The sequence below is a fragment of the Thalassospira sp. MCCC 1A01148 genome, assembly GCF_001613795.1.
Classification (GTDB): domain Bacteria; phylum Pseudomonadota; class Alphaproteobacteria; order Rhodospirillales; family Thalassospiraceae; genus Thalassospira.
The window spans coordinates 21063-42952 of the sequence record NZ_LPVZ01000022.1; the positions used below are offsets into that span (position 1 = coordinate 21063).

Annotated in this window: 18 protein-coding genes; 9 read left to right on the forward strand and 9 right to left on the reverse strand. The window is 56.2% G+C overall.

Annotation, left to right across the window (positions count from 1 at the left end):
- Nucleotides 1-21: 21 nt before the first annotated feature.
- The 3 genes from AUQ43_RS17575 to AUQ43_RS17585 are packed head-to-tail and all read right to left on the reverse strand — an operon-like array spanning nt 22 to nt 4672.
- Nucleotides 22-972, reverse strand: a complete 951-nt coding sequence (locus tag AUQ43_RS17575) for a DUF1835 domain-containing protein (protein ID WP_062957625.1) — start codon at nt 970-972, stop codon at nt 22-24.
- 37 nt (nt 973-1009) lie between these two features.
- A complete protein-coding gene (gene ppx / locus AUQ43_RS17580) occupies nt 1010-2488 on the reverse strand; it encodes an exopolyphosphatase (RefSeq protein WP_062957626.1) in 1479 nt (492 codons plus the stop codon).
- A 36-nt stretch (nt 2489-2524) separates the two neighbouring features.
- Nucleotides 2525-4672 (reverse strand): RNA degradosome polyphosphate kinase, encoded by a 2148-nt coding sequence (locus tag AUQ43_RS17585; protein ID WP_062957627.1) that lies wholly within the window; start codon nt 4670-4672, stop codon nt 2525-2527.
- A gap of 201 nt (nt 4673-4873) precedes the next feature.
- Here AUQ43_RS17585 and AUQ43_RS17590 point away from each other — a divergent pair, with 201 nt between their 5' ends.
- From AUQ43_RS17590 to AUQ43_RS17605, 4 genes are all read left to right on the forward strand, one after another.
- Nucleotides 4874-5422 carry a histidine phosphatase family protein gene (locus AUQ43_RS17590; RefSeq protein WP_232310737.1) on the forward strand — a complete coding sequence of 183 codons (549 nt, stop codon included), beginning with the start codon at nt 4874-4876 and terminating at the stop codon, nt 5420-5422.
- Nucleotides 5423-5660: 238 nt separating this feature from the next.
- Nucleotides 5661-7448, forward strand: coding sequence for an aspartate--tRNA ligase (aspS, locus tag AUQ43_RS17595; RefSeq protein ID WP_062957819.1), 1788 nt, complete (start codon nt 5661-5663; stop codon nt 7446-7448).
- A 165-nt stretch (nt 7449-7613) separates the two neighbouring features.
- Nucleotides 7614-8576: an SPOR domain-containing protein gene (locus AUQ43_RS17600; protein WP_232310738.1), complete on the forward strand. Its 963-nt coding sequence runs from the start codon at nt 7614-7616 to the stop codon at nt 8574-8576.
- A gap of 23 nt (nt 8577-8599) precedes the next feature.
- Nucleotides 8600-9424 carry an EipB family protein gene (locus AUQ43_RS17605; RefSeq protein ID WP_232310739.1) on the forward strand — a complete coding sequence of 275 codons (825 nt, stop codon included), beginning with the start codon at nt 8600-8602 and terminating at the stop codon, nt 9422-9424.
- Between the two features lie 84 nt (nt 9425-9508).
- Here AUQ43_RS17605 and AUQ43_RS17610 read toward each other — a convergent pair whose 3' ends face one another.
- Nucleotides 9509-9826, reverse strand: a complete 318-nt coding sequence (locus AUQ43_RS17610; RefSeq protein ID WP_062957631.1) for a helix-turn-helix transcriptional regulator — start codon at nt 9824-9826, stop codon at nt 9509-9511.
- Nucleotides 9827-10508: 682 nt separating this feature from the next.
- Here AUQ43_RS17610 and AUQ43_RS17615 point away from each other — a divergent pair.
- The 5 genes from AUQ43_RS17615 (at nt 10509) to dxs (ending at nt 15798) form a co-directional block, all read left to right on the forward strand.
- Entirely contained in the window at nt 10509-11441 is a 933-nt protein-coding gene (locus AUQ43_RS17615) for a histone deacetylase family protein (RefSeq protein WP_062957632.1), read from the forward strand.
- Between the two features lie 160 nt (nt 11442-11601).
- Complete coding sequence (locus AUQ43_RS17620; protein ID WP_044828501.1) at nt 11602-11865, forward strand: exodeoxyribonuclease VII small subunit; 264 nt, start codon at nt 11602-11604, stop codon at nt 11863-11865.
- Between the two features lie 24 nt (nt 11866-11889).
- Nucleotides 11890-12771 carry a polyprenyl synthetase family protein gene (locus AUQ43_RS17625; protein ID WP_062957633.1) on the forward strand — a complete coding sequence of 294 codons (882 nt, stop codon included), beginning with the start codon at nt 11890-11892 and terminating at the stop codon, nt 12769-12771.
- A 25-nt stretch (nt 12772-12796) separates the two neighbouring features.
- Nucleotides 12797-13765 (forward strand): alpha/beta fold hydrolase, encoded by a 969-nt coding sequence (locus AUQ43_RS17630; RefSeq protein WP_062957634.1) that lies wholly within the window; start codon nt 12797-12799, stop codon nt 13763-13765.
- A gap of 113 nt (nt 13766-13878) precedes the next feature.
- The gene (dxs, locus tag AUQ43_RS17635) at nt 13879-15798 is read left to right on the forward strand and encodes a 1-deoxy-D-xylulose-5-phosphate synthase (protein WP_062957635.1); all 1920 of its coding nucleotides are present in this window, start codon (nt 13879-13881) and stop codon (nt 15796-15798) included.
- Nucleotides 15799-15860: 62 nt separating this feature from the next.
- Here dxs and AUQ43_RS17640 read toward each other — a convergent pair whose 3' ends face one another.
- From AUQ43_RS17640 to AUQ43_RS17660, 5 genes are all read right to left on the reverse strand, one after another.
- Nucleotides 15861-16649 carry a glucose 1-dehydrogenase gene (locus tag AUQ43_RS17640; protein ID WP_062957636.1) on the reverse strand — a complete coding sequence of 263 codons (789 nt, stop codon included), beginning with the start codon at nt 16647-16649 and terminating at the stop codon, nt 15861-15863.
- Nucleotides 16650-16749: 100 nt separating this feature from the next.
- Nucleotides 16750-17457, reverse strand: a complete 708-nt coding sequence (locus AUQ43_RS17645; protein ID WP_062957637.1) for a YkgJ family cysteine cluster protein — start codon at nt 17455-17457, stop codon at nt 16750-16752.
- 268 nt (nt 17458-17725) lie between these two features.
- Complete coding sequence (locus AUQ43_RS17650) at nt 17726-19243, reverse strand: malonyl-CoA synthase (RefSeq protein ID WP_062957820.1); 1518 nt, start codon at nt 19241-19243, stop codon at nt 17726-17728.
- Between the two features lie 12 nt (nt 19244-19255).
- Entirely contained in the window at nt 19256-20572 is a 1317-nt protein-coding gene (locus AUQ43_RS17655; RefSeq protein WP_062957638.1) for a malonyl-CoA decarboxylase, read from the reverse strand.
- Nucleotides 20572-21888 (reverse strand): TRAP transporter large permease, encoded by a 1317-nt coding sequence (locus tag AUQ43_RS17660; RefSeq protein WP_062957639.1) that lies wholly within the window; start codon nt 21886-21888, stop codon nt 20572-20574. Before AUQ43_RS17660 ends, AUQ43_RS17655 begins: the two co-directional genes overlap by 1 nt.
- Nucleotides 21889-21890 lie beyond the last annotated feature (2 nt).

Here is a 21890-nt window from a genome sequence, read left to right on the forward strand (position 1 = left end):
CTTGATAGGTTATTGCCTTTGTTAAGGGCTGACCAGAACACCACCAACCCAACGAACGCCAGTAAAGTTATCGAGGAAATTACGTCTGCCGGCCAAGGTTTCGTGGCCGGTGGTAGTAAGCGTGATTGTTTGTTCGGCCCAGTTGGTTTTCGGGTCCGAAGCGGACAGGGTGAAGAGCGCGTCCTTGCAATCCATCATCCACTGGATTTCTGACCAGAACATCAGGTCACCGAGACAGGGCAGGGGGTCGTAGCGTCGCATCAGGTGGCCAAAGACCTTGCCGACGGTGACGGGGCCCTGGTCCTTGATGATTTGCAGGGTGAGTTTTTGGGTCAGGCCAAGGCCGGTTTGCGGGTCGGGCAATTCCGCGAGGTGGCGTTTGAGGGCCGCTGGCATATGGGGCAGGGGCGCAGTGGTTTGTTCCGCAAGTGTTTTAAGATGTCGCGGGTCGTCTGCACGAAGCGCCTTCCAGACTTTGGTGCCGAATGTCAGCATGTCGGTGCGAAGCGGCATGCGGTGGTTTTGCCAGCACCAGATCAGACCATCAAGCGAGAGCTGACCAAGGCCGATGAAGCGGTCGATGGCTTCGGACGCGGGCGCGTGATTGACGGAGATGACGTCGATGTTGGTTTCGGGCTGGATGGTGGCGATGGCATTCATCAGGAAGGCTAGGATCAGCTGATCGTAGCTGTCATGTTCGAACCAGAGCACGACATGGTCATACTGCCCAAGACGACCCAGCGCATCATATTCGCGCCTGAGGCGTTCAAGTGCTGCGTCGCCGGGCAGGTCGTAAGCGCCAGAAATAAAGGCCGCACGGGTTTCGATGAAGGCATCGCGCGGCAGATCGGGCACCGGGCCCTGACAAAACGGATCGGAGAATTCCAGAAAATCGCCGATGAAGCCAGCCTGCTTGAGGCCATCGCGGATATCGGATCCGCAACGGACATGCAGGGTGTTTTTATCATCCAACACAGGTTCTATCCCGATATTGCGTTCAGCTTGACGGTCAGGCGAGACGCACTTCGCTTTCGTGGTTCATCAGCTTGGCCAGTTTCGACAGACGCTGTTCGACGACTTCGCCGTAAAGGGCTGCGGCCTGTTTTTCAAATTGCAGCACCAGCTTGTCGCCTTCAAGCAGCAGCCGGGTTTGTGGCAAGATGCCCTCGACCCCGCCAGACAGTGTATGGCCAAGGCGAATGACATGGCCAAACAGGCGTCCGGTCAGGCGGTCATCTTCACTAAGGATGCGGTCACTTGCGTCGTCACCCTTGAAATTGCCGGTATAGCGCGAACCGATCGTGTAGGCCAGAAACACCCGGTCATGATGGTTGAGATCAATATAGGGATGGCGGAGAATACGGTTGTAGCTTTGAATGGCGCGATAATCGGGGTGTTCGTTCCATCCGATGTCACCAATGATACAGGCCGCCAAGCGCAGACGTTCGATATTGTCCGGTAATTCCGAGAAGATCGGTGCGCACCATTTGGCGACTTCTTCGCCATGCTGGTGAAAACGTTCGCCGTCTTCGGCAAAGCTGAAGCAGGCTTCAAGCACGGGATCGCGTTGACGCAGATCTTCGGGCAGGACTTCATACATCCAGCCTTCGCGAAGCCCGTGTCCGGAAAAGACAACCTCGTTTGGCTGCATGCGTTTCATCAGCATGTTCATCACCAGCGATGCGTGGGGCAGGCTGTCGATACGGCGTTTGGAGACACCCCCGATCTTTTCAAGCGACACCCGGCTTTGTTGGGAAATGATGTGGGTCAGTTCGGCCATTTCCGATTGCGGCATGGCAAGATTATGGACCACGGAAATCGGGTAGTTTTCCTGGGCGATGAAGAGTTTGGCGATTGAGCGCCAGGAACCGCCCACGGCATAAAGCTGCTGGCCCTTGGCGTCGGAAAGCCAATCGACCGTATCCAGATACTGATTGATTTCAGCCGTCAAACGGGCGCGATCAGAACCGAATACCGTGTGCAGGCGCATCGCACCAAGCGGGAGGCTTATGCGTTTTTTGATCTCGCCCTTATCAAGCAGTACCAGTTCAAGCGACCCGCCGCCGATATCTCCCATAATGCCGGACGCCATCGGATCACCGGAAATGATGCCAAGGGCCGAAAGGCGGGCTTCTTCAAGGCCATCGATCACCTTGACCGCAAGACCGGTTTCCGCGGCCACACGGTCACAGAATTCCTTGCCATCGGAGGCAGCCCGCACCGCGGCGGTGGCCAGCACGTCGACATGGGTGACCTTCATGGCCCGAAGAAGGGTGGCAAAGCGGTGCATGGCAACCACGGCAAGTTCGACCCCCTCGGGGTTGAGCTTGCCGGTGTTTTCGGGATCACGACCAAGGCCACACATGACCTTTTCGTTGAAGATCGGCACGGGGGCGCGGGTCATGCCATCAAAAATGACAAGCCGCACAGAGTTGGAGCCAACATCTATGATTGCGATGCGGTTGGAAGCCCGTTGGTCAGTCAGCATAAGATGTTGGCACCTGTTGGTCGTCTTTGGTCGTCTTTAGTCATCAAGTTCTAGCACAGGAACATTCGGGTCAGCTTGATCCAGCGCACTGCCCCGGCCCGAAAGCGACGGGTTGGTCATAAAGTATTTGTGCGACGAGAATGCTTTTTCATCTGCCTCACAACGTTCATAGGAACCGTCGGGCTGGAGATGCCATGCCTGTGCGGTGTCCTTGAGGTTGGCGATCATGATCTGTTCAACAATCTGTTGCTGACAGGTCGGGTTTTCAACCGGTACCAGCGTTTCAACGCGGCGGTTCAGGTTGCGCGGCATCCAGTCGGCGGACGAAATGAACGCCTTGGCCTTGCGTGACGGAAGCTTGGCGCCGTTGGCAAAGACGACAATGCGCGAATGTTCAAGGAACCGCCCGACAATCGATTTGACGCGAATGTTTTCCGAAAGTCCCGGCACACCCGGACGCAGGCAACAAATGCCACGCACCACCAGTTCGATATGCACGCCCGACTGGCTTGCACGATAAAGCGCGTCGATCACCACCGGGTCGACCAGACTGTTCATCTTGGCCCAGATGCCGGACGGTTTGCCCGCCTTGCAGTTTTCGATTTCCTGATCAATGTGGGTGAGCAGGGTCGGGCGCAGGGTATGCGGTGCGATCGCGATTTTTTCAAGCGAGCGCGGCGTGGCATAGCCGGTCATGAAGTTAAAGATATTGGCCGCATCACGCCCCAGTGCCGGATCGCACGAGAAGAACGAAATATCGGTATAGAACTTCGCTGTGATCGGATGATAGTTGCCCGTCCCGAAGTGGGTGTAGGTCCGAAGACCATGGGTCTCACGGCGGACCACGAGCGAGATCTTGGCGTGTGTTTTCCAGTCGAGGAAGCCATAGACCACCTGACAGCCCGCACGTTCAAGATCGGCCGCCCAGCGCAGGTTGGCTTCTTCGTCAAAGCGGGCCTTGAGCTCGACCATGGCGGTAACGGATTTACCAGCCTCGGCCGCAGCGATCAGGGCCTTGACGATCGGACTGTTTTCTGACGTGCGATAGAGTGTCTGTTTGATGGTGACCACATCGGGATCACGTGCGGCCTGCAACAGGAACTGCACCACCACATCGAAATCTTCGAACGGATGATGAACCACCAGATCCTTTTTGCTGATTGCGGCAAAGCAATCGCCCCCAAAGTCACGCACCCGTTCAGGATAGCGCGCGGCGTAGGGCGCAAACAGAAGATCATGATGCAGATCGGAGTCAATCAGTTGCTTGACGTCCACCACACCGAGCAGACCATCAACCTTGACGACTTCTTCAAGCGCGACATCAAGTTCATCAATGACGAAATCCAGAAGGTCCTCGGGCATGCCCGCATTGACTTTAAGGCGGATGATGCTGCCACGGCGGCGGCGTTTCAGAGCGGTTTTGAAAACGCGCACCAGATCTTCGGCTTCTTCCTCGATCTCAACGTCCGAGTCACGAATGACGCGGAAGAAACCGTGCTCGATCATGTCAAAGCCCGGGAACATCTTGCCAAGATACAGCAGGATGGCCTGTTCGACCGGAAGATAGCGTTCATTGCGGCCCGGCAGGCGCAGGAAGCGGCCGATCTTTTGCGGCACCGGAATCAGCCCGCGCATATTGTGCCCATCCGCCGGATCAAACAGCTGCATGACGATGGCAAAGCCAAGGTTGGGAATGAACGGGAAGGGGTGCGACGGATCAATGGCAAGCGGGGTCAGCGTCGGGAAGATTTCACGCATGAAATAGCCATCAAGCCATTTGCGGTCGGTCTGGGTCAGATCGGTTTTATCAATAACCGAGATGCCCTGTTTTTCCATTTCGCTGCTCAGTTGGCGCCAGACGCGTTGCTGATCCTGCATCAACTGGTTGGCATCAAAGGTAATGGCGCGCAGCTGTTCGGACGGGCTCATGCCATCCTGACTGACCTTGGTCATGCCAGCGCGCATTTGCCCAACGAGGCCTGCGACACGCACCATATAGAATTCATCAAGGTTGCTGGCGGAAATCGACAGAAAGCGCAGGCGTTCAAGCAGCGGGTGCCCCTTGTTCTGGGCTTCTTCAAGAACGCGATTGTTGAATGCCAGCCACGATAATTCGCGGTTAATGAAGCGGCTTTCCGAATCAATGGTGATCGCGCTTGACTGAACTGCAGCGGCGTGTGTCACGCTATGCCTCCTGCGGATTGAGGGAACGTCCTTGAACTTATGCGACAGTTCCCGGTTGCAAATGGAGTATAGGATAACTGCTTGGGTGGGTGCAATTTTCTTAAATTTATGTGTCAGTTTTTCTAATAGCTTCCCGGCCTTCAATGTGGCATGCAGGTACACCGTTTGATCATTATTCGCGACTGCCAAACAGACGAAGACATGAAAACGCTGTTATTGCTTCGGCATGCAAAATCAAGCTGGGCGGACCCGGGGCGTTCGGACCATGACCGCGAGCTTAACCGTCGCGGTGAAAAGGCCGCCCCGTTCATGGGGCGCTATTTGCGTCAGCACGAACTGGTGCCTGATTTGATCTGGTGTTCGACCGCGGCACGTGCGGTTCAGACCCTTGGTCTGCTTGGGCGTGATTTCGCGACAGATGCCGATGTTATCTATAACGAAGACCTATATATGGCCAGCGAGCGGGTGTTGCTTGAAAACCTGCATCACACCCATGAAGACGCAAAGCAGGTGATGTTTGTCGGCCACAATCCCGGGATCGAGGTGTTTGCCCAGTCGCTTTATGGCGACGGGAACGCAGACGCCAGGGAAATCATGGCGCGCAAATATCCGACCTGCGCCTTGGCGCATTTCGAATTCGATGTCGATCATTGGGGTGAAATCGCGCCCGGAACCGGACGCCTGATCGATTTCATCAAGGTCAAGGACCTTCAGGCGGTCAAGATCGGCCCGGAACCAATTGCCAAATGATTTGCTGATCTGCGTTACGGGCACTTGACGAAGGGCGCATGTCCGCGTTTTATACCGCTGAAATTTGGGACTCCGTGCTTGAAGGGCAGGGAAACATCACACGCAAGCGCTGCGGATCGTACGCTGATTGATCTGTGGCGGGCACGTTGTGGTGCGTTTTTTGTTTGACAGCGCGGGTCTGGCATGCACCTTTGCGGCCAAATTTGCGGCCCAAGAAATAAAGCAACCTGGAATGACAATGCATCCTTTTCGCTCTCATAACTGTAATGCGCTGCGCGCGACTGACGCCGACGCGGAAGTTCGCCTGTCTGGCTGGATTCACCGTAAACGTGACCACGGCAACCTTCTGTTCGTAGACCTGCGCGACCATTACGGCATCACCCAGGTCGTTATCGACATTTCGAGCCCGCTGTTCGAAACGCTGGACAAAGCGCGCGCCGAAAGCGTGATCACGGTCGATGGCAAGGTTGTCAAACGTACGGCCGAGACCATCAACCCCAACTTGCCGACTGGCGAGATCGAAGTTTACGCATCGAACATCGAAGTTCAGTCTTCGGCCGAAGTTCTGCCGATGCCGGTCTTTGGCGATGTCGAATATGGCGAGGAAGTTCGCCTGCGTCACCGTTACCTTGATCTGCGCCGTGAAAGCGTGCATTCGAACATTGTTCTGCGTTCCAAGGTCATTTCGGCCATGCGTCAGAAAATGACGGCGCAGGGTTTCCTGGAAATCCAGACCCCGATCCTGACGGCAAGTTCGCCGGAAGGTGCGCGTGACTTCCTGGTGCCGTCGCGTATGCATCCGGGCCAGTTCTATGCCCTGCCGCAGGCACCGCAGCAGTTCAAGCAGCTGCTGATGGTTTCGGGCTTTGACAAATACTTCCAGATCGCACCGTGCTTCCGCGATGAAGACGCGCGTGCCGACCGTTCGCCGGGTGAGTTCTATCAGCTCGACTTCGAGATGGCCTTTGCCACCCAGGAAGACGTGTTTGCGGCGATCGAGCCGGTTTTGCATGACATCTTTGTCGAGTTCGGCGGTGGTCGTGATGTGACCCCGTATCCGTTCCCGCGCATTCCGTTTGATGAATCGATGGCGAAATACGGTTCCGACAAGCCGGACCTGCGTAACCCGCTGATCATTTCTGATGTCACCGAGCCGTTCCGCGGATCGAGCTTTGGCATCTTTGCATCGAACATCGAAAAAGGTTCGGTGGTGCGTGCGATCCCGGCAACCGGTGCCGCATCCCGCCCGCGCAGCTTCTTTGACAAGCTCAACAACTGGGCCCGTGATGAAGGTGCGGCTGGTCTTGGCTACATCGTTTACGGTGAAGACGGCGAAGCAAAAGGCCCGATTGCCAAGAACCTTGATGCCGACCGTATCGCACAGATCAAGGAAATCACCGGCGTTGCCAATGGCGATGCGGTGTTCTTTGCCTGTGACAAGGAACTGGCAGCTGCCAAGTTCGCCGGTAAAGTCCGTGACAAGGTCTGTGACGAGCTGGAACTGCGCGAAGAAGGCATGTTCAAGTTCTGCTGGATTGTTGACTTCCCGATGTATGAGGAAGATGACGACGGCAAGATCGAATTCAGCCACAACCCGTTCTCGATGCCGCAGGGCGAACTTGAGGCGCTGGAAAACCAGAACCCGCTTGATATCAAGGCGTGGCAGTATGACATCGTTTGTAACGGTATCGAGCTGTCGTCGGGTGCCATTCGTAACCATCGTCCGGACATCATGTACAAGGCGTTCGAAATTGCCGGTTATGGCAAGGACGTGGTCGAAGAACAGTTTGGCGGTATGCTTAATGCGTTCAAATACGGCGCCCCTCCGCACGGTGGTTCGGCCCCGGGCGTTGACCGTATCGTCATGCTGCTGGCCGACGAGCCGAACATTCGCGAAGTCATCGCCTTCCCGCTGAACCAGCAGGCACAGGATCTGATGATGAATGCCCCGGCAGAAGTCGAAGACAAGCAGCTTAAGGAACTGCATCTGCGTGTTCAGATGCCGCCGAAGGCGAAAAAAGACTGATCTGTTTTCGGAATTGCCCGAAACAGCGATGGATCAAACGGCCCGGATATGTTCCGGGCCGTTTTCTTTTGGGCGTATTCAATCGCCAATCGTTACCTAATATTAACGGCCTATAGGGCAGTTTAGCGGAGGAAAAGAACATTTGATCCTTCGGGGGATGGGCTGTTGAGAAAGATTCTTGTGGTGGCAGCGCCTTTGGCGCTTAGCGCGTGTGGTGGTCCGATTGAACTGACCGTTGCCAAGCTGGCCGGTGATTTGATCAGCTATGTGTCGACGGGCAAAAGCACGACCGACCATGCGGTATCGTTTGTTGCCGAACAGGATTGCGCCCTGCATCGCCCATTGCTTGAGCAGGATATCTGCAAGGACGAGGAAACCGTTCTGGCCGAAGAGGCCGCCGCCCTTGCCGTAATGGGCGAGCCCGAGATCAAACAGGAAATTCGCGCCGCCCGCCCGGAAATCTATGCCGTGAATGCACCGGCAGAGGATTGGTCACGCCCGAGCACCACTGCCGCGAAATCGAACGTGATTGTCACGACCAACCTGCCGCCGCTGGCGCCGAAAAAGAACACGGATGATGTGGTTGCAGACACCAAGGCGCCTTCTGCAACGGTCGAGGTTGCTTCTGCACGTGATCAGATCGAAGCCGAAGACGTTCCGGTGGCAGTGGGCGATCTGGGGCCGATTGATCCGCAGGTTGAGGCCGATGCAGCGGTTGCGGGTTATGTCGATGACAAACGCATGCCTGAAGTCGCGGCACCAAAGGAAACTGTGACAGCCGCATTGACGGATCCGGTCACCATGAAAGACAGTGTCGAAGCGGTGGCAAAGCCTGTTGATGCTCCGCTTGATGGTGAAGCCCTTGCAGGCGATGATCTTGCCGTGCCGCTGCCGGGTGATTATGTGGTATTGGCAAGCTTTGCTGATGAAGCCCATGCCACCAAGGCACTTGGCATCTATGCGGAATACCAGCCGCGCCTGCTGAATGCCGAAGTGCAGGGCAAGCCCTATCTTCGGGTTGCGGTCGGGCCGTTGTCGGCAGAGCATGCACGTGATTTACGCCTTCTTGCTGCCAAAAAGGGGGTTAAAGATCCCTGGATTGTCGGCGTGATGGCCACCGGAGAGTGATGTTGTCTGGATTTTTTTCAGAGATGAAGCAACGTCAGCGTTCCTTTAGAGGAGCGCTGATCTTTTGTTTGGGGCTTGGCGGCTGTGCCGCGCAGGCAGGAAGTGTTTCGGGCATTCAGGATGCCGTTGTCCCCCATATCGCGGAATATCACTTCAAAATGAGCCACGCGGAGCCGGGGAGCTCGATTGTTGATGCATCCGGTGTGCTGGGTTACCGGTTCGAGAAGGTCTGTGATGGCTGGGTCACCGAGATGCAGCAGATCATGATCTTGCAGGGTGCTGAAGGCACACCCGTCAATTCGGCCTATTCGATTACCCAGTGGGAAGATTTCGCGGGCAGCGAGTACCGGTTCCGCATGAGCGATTATCTTGACGGTACCAAGGTTGACGAGATTGTCGGCAAGGCCGTCCGTCAGGATGACATGGTCAAGGTCACCTATGAAATCCCGGTCGAGGTCGAAGAAGAGCTTCCGGCAGATGCGATGTTTCCGACCCAACATTCGCTGGTGTTGCTGAAACGTGCGCAGGACGGCGAAAAGTTTGCCAATGATCTGGTGTTTGATGGCAGTGGCGATACCCCGACAAACCGGGTAGCGGTGGTGATTTCAGATCGCAAGGATGCCGAAAATGCGGCCGATGACCCCGACGCCATTGCACAGAGCCCCTTTCACCGGATGAGCCTTGCATTTTATCCGATCGGGGCGGCGGAAAATGGCCCGACGACCGAGATGGCCGTTGATTTTGCCGAAAACGGCGTTGCCCAAGCGATGCGATTTGATTACGGCGAGTTCGAGGTGTTGGGAACCCTTGACAAGGTCAACCGGTTGCCAATGCCAGATTGTGGCTAGGAATAATACCGGTTGCACATCCCGGAAATTAAAAAGCCTGCCCTAAAAAAGGCAGGCTTTTTTAATGGGGAATGCCCTGGTCTGTTATGCAGCGGCGGACTTGTTTGCAGAGTTGCAATAAAGTCCGTAAAGGGTCTCGATCACGCGCAGAGCATCGTCACCATTCAGTGAATAGTAGATGGTCTGTGCTTCGCGACGAGTCTTAACGAGCTTGTCACGACGCAGGCGTGCGAGGTGCTGCGAGAGGGCGGACTGGCTTAGTCCAACGATACGTTCGAGTTCGCCAACCGACTTTTCGCCTTCATTAAGTTGGCAAAGGATAAGCAGTCTGCTCTGATTGCTCATGGCCTTTAACAGGACACTCGCCTGTTCGGCCTTTTCTTCTAGATTGTTAAGTTCCATCTGGCTTCCTTATAAGCCTGACCGCGAGCGGCCATTGTCCCAATGAAAGTTCGACAATTCACCTGACGGAGCCATCTTGCGTGGCTGTAATCCGACTGGCGCGATGTCACTTCCGCAGAAGTACCTATCGGATCGTGACTTCTTCTACCAATAAATTACAGGAATCCATCGGTAAACTTATTCTCAAGTATATTACAAATCTGTCAAGAGACTGTTTACGCCTGTATTGCCTGAATCCAAAGGTATTTTGCCGGAAAACAACCTGTCGAACTTTCTCCCATCCGCCAGATTTTCTCTGGTGGTTTTGAAACTGATCCTTTTGGAGGGTAATGAAACCTGTGCAACACACCACCCAAAAGGTCAGTTTTTAGACGATTGCGCCCCGGTTTGCTCGTTTCGGGGCACATTCGATGTAAGCATATACAAACCCGAGAAAGCGGCGAAAATATGAAAGTAATGGTGGTGGCAGGGGCGTAGAGGGTGATGCTTATGTTGAAGGTCAAAGAGCTTGCGTTATCGTTCTTTGATATGCTGATTTAGAACAAAGATAAGCATTTCGTTTTGCGATAGGCATATCGCATGACGATCAAAAAAAGCGGGAAGCGATGAACGCAATCCCTTGATCCGGGTCTTGGCCCGGAGCGACATCATGTTTGACCTTTCAGGAAGGCGACCCAGAAAAATGGCGACCTTGTTCGTGACCCATCACGACTGCATTGAACACGATACCGGCCCGGGGCACCCGGAATCAGCCGACCGCCTGCGCGTGATCCAGCGCGTTTTCGAGGCCGAGGAATTCATGTTCCTTCACCGCGAAGAAGCGCCGCTGGGCGATCTTGATTTGATCAAGGCCGTTCATGACCCGGCCTATGTCGACAAGGTGATGGCATCCATCCCCGATCACGGCGTCGAGCCGCTTGATGGCGATACCTATGTCTCGCCAGGGTCGGGCAAGGCCGCGTTGCGATCGGTCGGTGGGGCGTGTGTTGCTGTTGATGCGGTAATGGGCGGGCATGAAAGGAATGCCTTTGTTGCCACCCGGCCACCGGGACATCACGCCGAATATGACCGGGCAATGGGATTTTGCCTGTTTAACAATGCGGCCATTGCCGCCCACCATGCGCGCAGTAAATTCGGCATCAAGCGGGTGGCGGTAATGGATTTCGATGTCCATCACGGCAACGGCACGCAGGACCTGTTTTATAATGATGCGGACCTGTTTTATTGCTCGACCCATCAATGGCCGCTTTATCCCGGCACCGGGGCGGAAAGCGAACGCGGATGTGCGAACAATATCCTGAATGTCGGTATGGTTGCCGGATCGGGCACTGCCGAAGTACAGGAAGCGTTCAATTCGACGGTCCTGCCCGGTATTGCCGCGTTCAAGCCGGAACTTCTGATCATTTCGGCGGGCTTTGACGGGCACAAGAATGATCCGCTGGCGGGGCTTTGCTATGTGGCGGATGACTTTGTCTGGATGACCAAGCAGTTGATGGATCTTGCCGAGGAACAGTGTGGTGGGCGTGTGGTGTCCTTGCTTGAAGGGGGCTATGATTTGCCATCACTTGCGACCAGTGCCGTGCAGCATGTGCGCACACTGATGGGCGCACATTAAGGGCAGCCGATGTCACCCCAAGATCACTTCAAGATCACTTCAAGATCACCGGGCTGTTGCCCGACAAAAGCGTTTCAGTCAGACGAAATTGCGTTCTGTTCGGTTGCCCTGATCGTGACTTGCGCGTAAACTCCGCGCCGATCTAAGAAATGGAGCTTACATGTCCGAGGCTACTGCATCTCCCGCTATTCCTGAAGATATCGCGAAACTGAGTTTCGAAGAGGCGCTTGGGCAGCTTGAGACCCTTGTGCGTCAGCTTGAACAGGGGCAGGTCGGGCTTGATGACGCCATTGCGTCCTATGAACGCGGTGCGGCGCTGAAACGCCATTGCGCGGACAAACTGCGCGCGGCTGAAGAGCGCATCGAAAAAATCACCCTGAATGCGGATGGCCGCCCGTCGGCAACACCGACCGAAATTGAATAATCGGAGACCGTCGTGAGTTACGACATGATTGCCGAACTGAGTGCGGCGTCTGCTGATCTGGGCGAGACGCTTGACGGGATCCTGCCCCGTGCCAATGGCCAGATCGAGCAGCGCCTGTATCAGGCGATGCGCTATTCGACGCTGGGCGATGGCAAACGCTTACGCCCGTTTCTGGTGCTGAGCTCTGCCGGGTTGTTCAAGGTATCGCGCCGCTCCGCCCTGCGCGTAGCAGCCGCGGTCGAGATGGTGCACAGCTATTCGCTGATCCATGATGACCTGCCGGCGATGGATGACGATGATCTGCGTCGCGGCAAGCCCAGCTGCCACAAGCAGTTTGACGAGGCGACGGCGATTTTGGCCGGTGATGCGTTGCTGACCCAGGCATTTGAAGTGCTGGCTGATGAAGATACCCATCCTGATCCGCGCGTTTGCACCGATCTTGTCCGTGCCCTTGCCCGTGCGGCCGGGCCGTATGGCATGGTTGGCGGTCAGATGATTGATCTGGCCGGTGAAGGACAGAGCTTTGATCAGGCGCAGGTCACACACCTGCATTTGCTTAAGACCGGGCGGATGTTTGCCTTTGCCTGCGAAGCCGGGGCGATCCTTGGCAAGGCACCCAAAAGCATTCGTTTGGCGCTTCGATCCTATGCCCATGACATGGGACTGGCGTTTCAGATCAAGGATGACATCCTTGATGTCGAGGCAAGTTCGGAAGAACTCGGCAAGACCGCTGGCAAGGATGTTGATCAGGAAAAATCAACCTTCGTCAAATTGCTTGGTCTTGATCAGGCCCGCGAACAGGCCCGCATGCTGTGTGATCAGGCGATTAATCACCTGAACTGCTTTGACGGCGAGGCCGAACCGCTGCGCGCGGTGGCACGTTTTGTGGTTGAGCGCGGCCGTTAAGCGGCTGTGGCCCTAGATCATTACCATGACCGATCATGCCTCATACACAGCCGGTTTTCGCGACCGGCTGTTTGACAAGGACCCGTTTCCGCTTGCGATCTGGTATCCGGCGACGGAGGCTGAAAGTTCCGTGCGCCATATGGGCGTGGTTTCCAGTGCCGCGCGCGGGGCCGCCTTTGCCGATGACGGCCCGTTTCCCATCGTGCTGTTTTCGCATGGCTCGGAAGGGCATCGGTTCAATCAGTTCTGGTTGGCGGAATATCTGGCGCGGCGGGGCTATATCGTTGCGGCCCCACAGCATGTAGGGGACAACTATCTGGATGCGTCCGAGGCCCGGCAGTTGGCGATTATCGAACGCCGTCCGCAGGAAATGCGTCTGGCACTTGATCTGTTATTGGCGCATTCCGAAATCGGGCCGCAGATTGACCCCGATAAAATCTATGCCCTTGGTCATTCAGCGGGTGGGGCGACGGTCCTGAAACTGGCCGGGTGGGATTTTGATGCCCGGGCGTGGCAGGATTACTGCGAAATCAACGCTGATACGGATCACGTGATTTGCCAGCACGCGCCAAGCGATGATCACCTTGATCGGCTGCACACTGTTTATGGCGGGCCGGTGGTGTCCGAGCGTGATGAGCGGATTGCGGCCATCATTGCGATTGCCCCGGCCTTTGGCGTGGCGGCAACGGACGCGGGACTTGGCGATATTGATATCCCGATGCTGTTTGTCGAAGCCGACACGGACGAAATCCTGCATGACCATGTTAACGCCGCGCACTTTCGCAAGCTTTTGCGCGGGCGGGCAAAGTTCGTGAAGGTCAAGGGGGCTGGGCACTATTCCTTCTTGCCGAAATGCACCCCATATATTGCCGAGAACTTTGGCCATCTTTGCCGGGATTTCGGGCAGGATCGTGACACCATTCACCGCACTGTCGAGCAAGTGATCCACCGTTTCCTCGATAAGGTAAAAACCGGTGAAATTCAGGGTCGCTAATTCGGTCGAACCTCGCTATTTTACGCAGCTTGCAACATGGCGCCATAACAGTCACCCTGTTGCTGGGTCCTGACCCTAACCAACGCCATATAAAAATTGAAATCGAGATCGGAATGAGCACGACCTCCAAGACCCCGCTGCTGGATACCATCAACACCCCCGAAGAGCTGCGCAAGCTGCAGCCTGCCCAGATGAAGCAGGTCGCAGACGAATTGCGCGCCGAGGTGATTGATGCGGTATCGGTGACCGGCGGGCATCTGGGTGCCGGACTTGGTGTGGTCGAGCTGACGGTTGCGATCCACTACCTGTTTGATACGCCCTATGATCGTTTGATCTGGGATGTCGGTCATCAGTGCTATCCGCATAAAATCCTGACCGGGCGGCGTGATCGTATTCGCACCATTCGTCAGGGCGGCGGTTTGTCCGGTTTCACCAAACGATCCGAATCCGAATATGATCCGTTTGGGGCGGGGCATAGCTCCACCTCGATCTCGGCCGGGCTTGGTATGGCGGTGGCCAACCAGCTATCGGATGACAAGCGCAAGAACGTGATTGCCGTCATTGGCGACGGGTCGATGAGTGCGGGCATGGCCTATGAGGCGATGAACAATGCCGCCGCCACCGATCAGCGTTTGATCGTAATCCTCAATGACAACGACATGTCGATCGCCCCGCCGGTGGGGTCGATGTCGGGGTATTTGTCGCGCCTGATTTCCGGCAAGGGATATCAGGGGCTGCGCAATGCGGCCAAGGGCCTGACCAAGCACCTGCCGCGCCAGATCGAAGAGGCGGCGCGCAAGCTTGAAGAATATACCCGTGGCATGGTCACGGGCGGGACCCTGTTTGAAGAAATGGGCTTCTTCTATGTCGGGCCGATTGATGGTCACAACATGGATCATCTGTTGCCGGTTTTGAAAAACGTGCGGGACGCCGATGTTGACGGCCCGATCCTGATCCATGCGGTGACCCAAAAAGGCAAGGGTTATGGCCCGGCGGAAAATGCCGCGGACAAATATCATGGCGTTGCCAAGTTTGATGTTGTGACCGGCAAACAGGCCAAACCGACCCCGAATGCGCCAAGCTACACCAAGGTGTATGGCGAAACGCTGGTGAAGCTTGCGGAAAAAGACGAGAAAGTTACCGCGATTACCGCCGCGATGCCATCGGGCACCGGGGTAAACATCTTTGCCGATCATTTCCCCGATCGTGCCTTTGACGTCGGTATTGCCGAACAGCATGCGGTGACCTTTGCCGCCGGGATGGCGTGCGAAGGGTACAAGCCGTTCTGCACGCTGTATTCGACGTTCCTGCAGCGCGGTTATGATCAGGTCGTGCATGATGTCGCGATTCAGAACCTGCCGGTGCGTTTCGCGATGGACCGTGCCGGTTTGGTCGGGGCGGATGGCGCGACCCATGCCGGGGCCTATGACATTGCCTATCTTGGCTGCCTGCCGAACTTTGTCTTGATGGCGGCGGCTGATGAAGCCGAACTGGTGCATATGACCACAACCGCCTGGGCGATTGATGATCGACCATCTGCGTTCCGCTATCCGCGCGGCGAGGGTGTTGGCGTTGAAATGCCGACTGAGGGCAAAGTTCTTGAAATCGGCAAGGGTCGAATTCTTCGTGAAGGTGGCAAGATTGCCATCCTGTCTTATGGCACGCGTCTGGCCGAGGCGCTTGTGGCGGCTGAAGACCTTGCTGCGCGTGGCTTGCCTGCGACTGTGGCCGATGCACGCTTTGCCAAGCCGCTTGATCATGAACTGATTGCCAATCTGGCGCGCAACCACGAAGTCCTGATCACCATCGAAGAAGGGTCGATCAACGGCTTTGGCGCGATGGTCCTGCAGCATATGGCAGGCCACGGATTGCTTGATAACGGGCTTAAGATTCGCACCATGGCGCTGCCCGATGCGCTGGTTGATCATGACAAGCCGGAAATCCAGTACGAGAAAGCCGGGCTTGATGCCAAGTCCATCGTCAAGACCGCGCTGGGTGCGCTTGGTATGAGCGAGAACAAGGCACGCGCCTGACGCTTTTCTCCAAGGATCGAAATTAAAAAGGCCGGTTGTCAGAAGACAGACCGGCCTTTCTGTTATTCGACGTAAATCATCTTGTGTGTCATGCCACCATCAATGCGGATCGTTTCGCCGGTCATGAAGCCGGATTTATCGGAATCCAGCAGGAAGGTAACGGCCTGCGCAATGTCTTCGGGTTTGCCGACGCGGCCAACCGGGTGTTGCGATTTATCGGCCGCGCTGTGATCGGGGGTGGTTTTGTTGGCCTTTTTCTGCCAGTCACCGACTTCGATCCAGCCCGGCGCGATGGCGTTGACGCGAATCTCGCCAGCCAGACTGACCGCCAGCGCATGGGTCAGGGCAACGATGCCGCCCTTGGACGCGGCGTAGGGTTCGGTATTGGCTTCGGACTGGAAAGCGCGGGTGGAGGCAATGTTGATAATCGCGCCGCCGGTTTCACGCAGATGCTGTGTCGCGTGTTTGGTTGCCAGAAACGCACCGCCCAGATTGACGTTGATCACCCGTTGCCATTGATCCCATTCAAGGTCTTCGATGTTTGGCGCGTGGGGATTGGCAATACCGGCATTGTTGATCAGGCCATCAATGCGGCCAAACCGGTCAACGCATTGTTGTACGGCGAGTTTGATGTCGGCCTCAACGGCGACGTCGCCGTGCAGGAACAGGGTACGGTCGCGCTGGGCATCGGACAGGCTGCTTAGGGCTTCCTCGCCTGCGTCGGCATCAAGATCGAACATGGCAATCTTCCAGCCAAGGTCCAGAAGGTGCTTTGAGATACCAAGGCCCAAACCCTGTGCACCGCCGGTGATAAAGGCCACGCGCGGTGCTTGTGCTGACGGCTGTTGCATGTCTGCCCTACATGTTTGTTTGGTGACGTCGGGCGAAGGCCCGACCATTCAGGAACGTTCGAGAAATGGTCTTGTTCGCGCGAAAATGCAAGTCACCGGATCAGGTTGAAGGGGCCCCGTTTTCAAGCCGATCAAGCAGCCCATGCACGAAACCTTCCTGCCGATCATTCAATCCGCGCCGGGTCGCAAGATTTTGCAGGGCTTCGGTTGCTTCGATATGCAGGCGGTAGTGGCCCGGATCCTGATCAATGCGGGTGGATTGTTGCGTGGTGTTGCCAAAGACCATGGCGTGACACAAACCGGCATCAGAGGACGTGAATGCGCGACACGTGAGCGGGCGAACGGCATATATGCTGCAGCGTTCATTTTCATCAAGAAGCGGGCAGCGCACACGAACGTCACTGGTTTTGGTGAATTTCTCGATCTCGCTTGCGGCAGTTCTCAGTCGATCCAGCAGGGCCTGTTGTTCTGGCGGGGTGAAGGTTGCCTTGATATGTGCTGCGATCAGGTCGGTGACACCGGGCGGGACACTGACAAACAGATGGCAACACGCACTGCATTGATCGCGACACGCACGCGGCGCGGGGTTCGGGAAGCTTTCGCGCAGAAGGGTCGATGCCTGTTCGAGTAACGCCATTGTGGCGTTGGCAGCATCGGCAAGTGAGGTGGATGTATCAAGGGTACGATCCAGCTCGGTGCGGAAGTCGGCAAACATCTGGTCATAGCGACGCGATGCCTCTGTTGTCAGGGCACCGGTTTGGGCGATGTCACGCGATATGCGGTTTAAGGCGTCGTCAAGCTTGGTCATCAATCCCAGTCACTTTCGTTCTGGCACTTTTGGACAAGCCTGCAGGTTGCTCTTTGTTGTTTTTTCTAATTTAGCATTCTTTGCCGTCATTCCCTAACAATTGCATAATGTTAGAAGTGGTGGTGTTCAGGTCTTTGTGATGGCGCACAAAAAAAATCCGGCCAGATAAATCCGGCCGGAAGGTTGGGTCGAAGACCCGATGGGTGCTGCGGGCGAGAACCATCTGTTCGCAAGACGGTTCCCGGCAGCGGGAGTATGGCTATAAGATTCAGGCGGTAAAAGTGTCCTCATATTGCTTGCGCAACTGGGCCTTCTGGATTTTGCCCATGGTGTTGCGCGGCAGTTCCTTGATGACCCAGATGCGCTTGGGCACCTTGAACTTCGCCAGTTTGTCCTGCGTGCGCTTGATCAGGGCATCGGGATCAGGTTGATCGCCATTGGCCGCGACAATCACACCGGCAACGGCTTCGCCAAAATCAGGGTGGGGCAGGCCAAAGATTGCGACTTCATCGACCTCGTCATATTCGGCGATGACTTCTTCGACTTCCTTGGGATAGACGTTGAAGCCGCCGGAAATGATCAGATCCTTGTCACGACCAACGATGGTGACATAGCCGTCTTCGCCAATGGTGGCGAGATCGCCGGTGATAAAGAAACCGTCCTTGCGGAATTCGGACGCGGTTTTTTCGGGCATCTGCCAGTACCCCTTGAAAACGTTCGGGCCACGAACTTCAAGCACGCCGATTTCGCCAGCCCCCAGGATGTTGCCATCCTTGTCACAAACGCGGGCCTCGATCCCCGGCAGGGTCGGTCCAACCGCGCCCGGACGGCGTTCGCCATCAAGCGGGTTGGACGTGTTCATGCAGGTTTCGGTCATGCCATAGCGCTCAAGGATCTTGTGCCCGGTACGTTCAAAGAACGCGTCATGGGTTTCGGCCAGAAGCGGGGCGGAGCCCGAAACGAACAGGCGCATATTCGCCGTGATGTCCTTGGTGAACTGCGGATGTGCCAGAAGGCGGGTATAGAAGGTCGGAACCCCCATCAGGACCGTTGATTGCGGCAGACGTTCAATCACGTCATCTGCATCGAATTTCGGAAGCAGGATCACCTTGCCGCCATTCATCAGCATGATGTTGATCGCCACAAACAGACCATGGGTGTGGAACAGCGGCAGGGCATGCAGCAAGGTATCACCCGGCTTGAAGCCCCAGGCCTGATGCAGGGTCTTGGCGTTCGAGCACAGATTGTTATGGGTCAGCATCGCGCCCTTGGACCGGCCCGTCGTGCCCGATGTGTAAAGGATCGCCGCAACGTCGTCCTTGTCTGCGGCCACAATGTCGGTCATGGCGGCGGCGTTTGCGGCTTCGTCATTCAGGCTGCCATCGCCATTTGTTCCCAGCGACAGAACAGCAGCGACGTCATTTTTGTCACCGAGTTCCTTGGCCGCATCGATATGGGCCGGACGGCAGACAAAGACACGCGGGGCAGCGTCACCCAGGAAATAGGCGATCTCGTCACCGGTATAGGCCGTGTTAAGTGGCAAATGAATGGCGCCAAGCTGCAGGCAGGCAAGGTAAAGCGCGATGACATCGGATGATTTGTCGACCTGTGCGGCGACCCGGTCGCCCTTGACCACACCATGGGCGGCAAGGACTGCTGCATAACGCCCGGTGCGATCAAGCAACCACGCAAAGCTGCGTTCGGTCCCATCACGTTCGATCAGGAATGTGCGCGATTTGTCGGCCGGAAAACGGTCCAGAAAGGTTTGAAGAAGATTATCTGACATGGTCATACCTGTTTAAATTCCGGCAAGCTGTGCGACGGATTTCGATGTGGCGATCTTTCCGTCATTCATCAGTGCTTCGTGGTTTTTCTCGATATCATCAAGGTGATAGGCGTAATTCACCATCATGCCGCCAGCCTGACGCAGACCCTTGTCCGACGTATCGCCAAGCCAGTTCAGGCGTTCAAGTTGTGCGCCATTCCCCAGATGGAACCGCGCGGTGGGGTCGAGCGGTGATTTGCCGCGTTTGCAGGTGGCAAGATAAGTTGCACACAGCGCCAATGTCGGCTTTTTCAGGTTCGCGACCTTGACCGGATCATTGATCCAGTCGTCCTCGCTTAGGCCCGCAAGCACCTGACCGGCAAGCTTGGCATCATTGGCCTTGCTTTTCTGGCGGGTGCGCAACCAGCCCATGAAGCCCGGAATGGGCGACAGGGTGGCGAACTGTTTGAGTTGCGGGAATTCGCGTTTGAGTTCCTCGACCACCTGTTTGATCAGGAAGTTGCCAAACGAAATCCCCTTGAGCCCCGCCTGACAGTTGCTGATTGAATAGAAAATCGCGGTGTTGGCGGTTTCGGGCGCTTTTTCATCGATTTCCGGGGCCAGAAGCGCCTGAACGCTATCGGCCAGACCATGGACCAGCGCGACCTCAACAAAGATCAGCGGATCGTCGGGGATGGCCGGATGGAAGAAGGCAAAGCATTTCCGGTCGGTCGCCAGACGACGGCGCAGATCTTCCCAGCCCTGAATTTCATGAACTGCTTCATAGCGGATCAGTTTTTCAAGGATGGCTGCCGATGTGTCCCAGTCGATATGACGTAGTTCAAGGAAACCACGGTTAAACCAGCTGGTCAGCAGGTGCTGCATATCGGCATTGAGCGGTTCAAGATCGCGGCTGTCTTTCAAAACCCCGATCAGGGTTTCACGCATGTCGACAATCGCCCGCGTGCCACCCGGTGCCATATTGATCTTGCGCAGAAGTTCCTGACGGACCGGTTCGGACGCCTGGGTCAGAGCCGCAAGGTTGGCCTCGGACGGGTCCTTGGCAAAGGCCTCGGCCGCCTTGGTGACTTTGGTTCGGTCGGCACTAAAGTCGTTTTGCATCATCTGGAAGAAGGCCAGATGGTCTTCTTCTGGCAGGCTTTCCCAAAGGCGGACCACTTCGCGGGCAACCGCGGTGCCACGTGCCTCGCCTTTTTGCGAGACAAGGTCCCTGCACATGGCACCGAGTTGTTTGAGCGGTTCTTGCGGGGTTGAAATCGGCAGGTCAAGCAGTTCCCGACCACGGTCGGCAATACTTGAAAGCCAGCTTTTGACAGACATGCCTGACATCAGCGTCCTCCAATAACCTTTTCCGGAAGCCAGGTGGCGATCTGCGGGAAGAAGCACAGAATGATGATGGCCGCGATCATGCACAGTACATAGGGGAATGCGCCCTTAAGGATGCTTTGCAGACGGATATCAGGGGCAATACCATTGATCACATACAGGTTCAAACCAACCGGCGGGGTGATCAGGCCGATTTCCATATTGATCGTCAGGATCACGGCAAACCAGTACGGGTCGAACCCGGCATTGATGATCACCGGCAGCAGGATCGGTGCGCTCATCAGGATCACGGCGACCGGCGGCAGGAAGAAACCACTGATCAGCAGGAACAGATTGATGAAGCCCATCAGGACCCAGCGGTTGACCTCCAGGGCGGAGATCCACTGTGCAATCGACTGGGTAACCAGAAGCGATGACAGCATGTAGCTAAACAGGCCCGCCGCGCCGATGATCAAAAGGATCATCACCGACTCTTTGGTGGTGTCACGCATGACATTCCAGAGCTGACCCGGTTTCCACATGCGATACACGATCATCGCCGTGACAAGGCAGAACAGTGCGCCAACACCGGCTGTTTCCGAAGGTGTCGCAACGCCGCCATAAAGGGCGAACAGAACAGCACCAATGATGACAAGGAAGGGCAGAACGCGCGGAAGGATTTCAAACTTTTCCTTCCAGCTGTATTTGATCACGCCAAGGGCAGCTTGGGCATTGCCCTGACGCCAGGTCGAATAAAGCGACCATGCCATGAACAGAACCGTCACCAGCAGACCGGGCAGAAGTCCGGCCAGGAACAGACGCCCGATCGAGGTTTCGGTCGAGATGCCATAGACAATCATGGTAACACTTGGCGGGATCAGAATGCCAAGCGTCCCGCCAGCGGCAATTGAGCCGGCTGCAACCGTATCTGGGAAGCCGCGTTCACGCATGGCCGGGATGCCCATCTTGCCGATCGCGGCACAGGTGGCAGGCGACGAACCCGATAGGGCGGAAAAGATAGCGCAGGCGCCAAGGTTTGAAATCACAAGCCCGCCCGGAACACGCGTCAGCCAGCGATCAAGAACCGAATAAAGGTCACCACCAGCACGCGATGAGGCAACAACCGCCCCCATCAGAATGAACATCGGGATGGCGAGGACTTCGAAACTTTCGAGTTTGCCAAACAGAATTTCAGGCAGAAGCGGCAGCGAGCCGGTGCCATCAAAGATGACGATGAAACCGATACTGACCAGGATCAGGCCGATACCGACCGGAATGCCAGAGAAAAGAACAAGGGTGGTCGCGATGCCAACAATGGCCGCAAGAAGCAAGGGATCCATGG

What these genes read in the sequence shown, in the direction of transcription:
- ppx (WP_062957626.1), bottom strand. Translation starts at nt 2,488, where the DNA reads ATGCTGACTGACCAACGGGCTTCCAACCGCATCGCAATCATAGATGTT.
- AUQ43_RS17590 (WP_232310737.1), top strand. Translation starts at nt 4,874, where the DNA reads ATGAAAACGCTGTTATTGCTTCGGCATGCAAAATCAAGCTGGGCGGAC.
- aspS (WP_062957819.1), top strand. Translation starts at nt 5,661, where the DNA reads ATGCATCCTTTTCGCTCTCATAACTGTAATGCGCTGCGCGCGACTGAC.
- AUQ43_RS17605 (WP_232310739.1), top strand. Translation starts at nt 8,600, where the DNA reads ATGAAGCAACGTCAGCGTTCCTTTAGAGGAGCGCTGATCTTTTGTTTG.
- AUQ43_RS17610 (WP_062957631.1), bottom strand. Translation starts at nt 9,826, where the DNA reads ATGGAACTTAACAATCTAGAAGAAAAGGCCGAACAGGCGAGTGTCCTG.
- AUQ43_RS17615 (WP_062957632.1), top strand. Translation starts at nt 10,509, where the DNA reads ATGGCGACCTTGTTCGTGACCCATCACGACTGCATTGAACACGATACC.
- AUQ43_RS17620 (WP_044828501.1), top strand. Translation starts at nt 11,602, where the DNA reads ATGTCCGAGGCTACTGCATCTCCCGCTATTCCTGAAGATATCGCGAAA.
- AUQ43_RS17625 (WP_062957633.1), top strand. Translation starts at nt 11,890, where the DNA reads ATGATTGCCGAACTGAGTGCGGCGTCTGCTGATCTGGGCGAGACGCTT.
- AUQ43_RS17630 (WP_062957634.1), top strand. Translation starts at nt 12,797, where the DNA reads ATGACCGATCATGCCTCATACACAGCCGGTTTTCGCGACCGGCTGTTT.
- dxs (WP_062957635.1), top strand. Translation starts at nt 13,879, where the DNA reads ATGAGCACGACCTCCAAGACCCCGCTGCTGGATACCATCAACACCCCC.
- AUQ43_RS17640 (WP_062957636.1), bottom strand. Translation starts at nt 16,649, where the DNA reads ATGCAACAGCCGTCAGCACAAGCACCGCGCGTGGCCTTTATCACCGGC.
- AUQ43_RS17645 (WP_062957637.1), bottom strand. Translation starts at nt 17,457, where the DNA reads ATGACCAAGCTTGACGACGCCTTAAACCGCATATCGCGTGACATCGCC.
- AUQ43_RS17650 (WP_062957820.1), bottom strand. Translation starts at nt 19,243, where the DNA reads ATGTCAGATAATCTTCTTCAAACCTTTCTGGACCGTTTTCCGGCCGAC.
- AUQ43_RS17655 (WP_062957638.1), bottom strand. Translation starts at nt 20,572, where the DNA reads ATGTCAGGCATGTCTGTCAAAAGCTGGCTTTCAAGTATTGCCGACCGT.
- AUQ43_RS17660 (WP_062957639.1), bottom strand. Translation starts at nt 21,888, where the DNA reads ATGGATCCCTTGCTTCTTGCGGCCATTGTTGGCATCGCGACCACCCTT.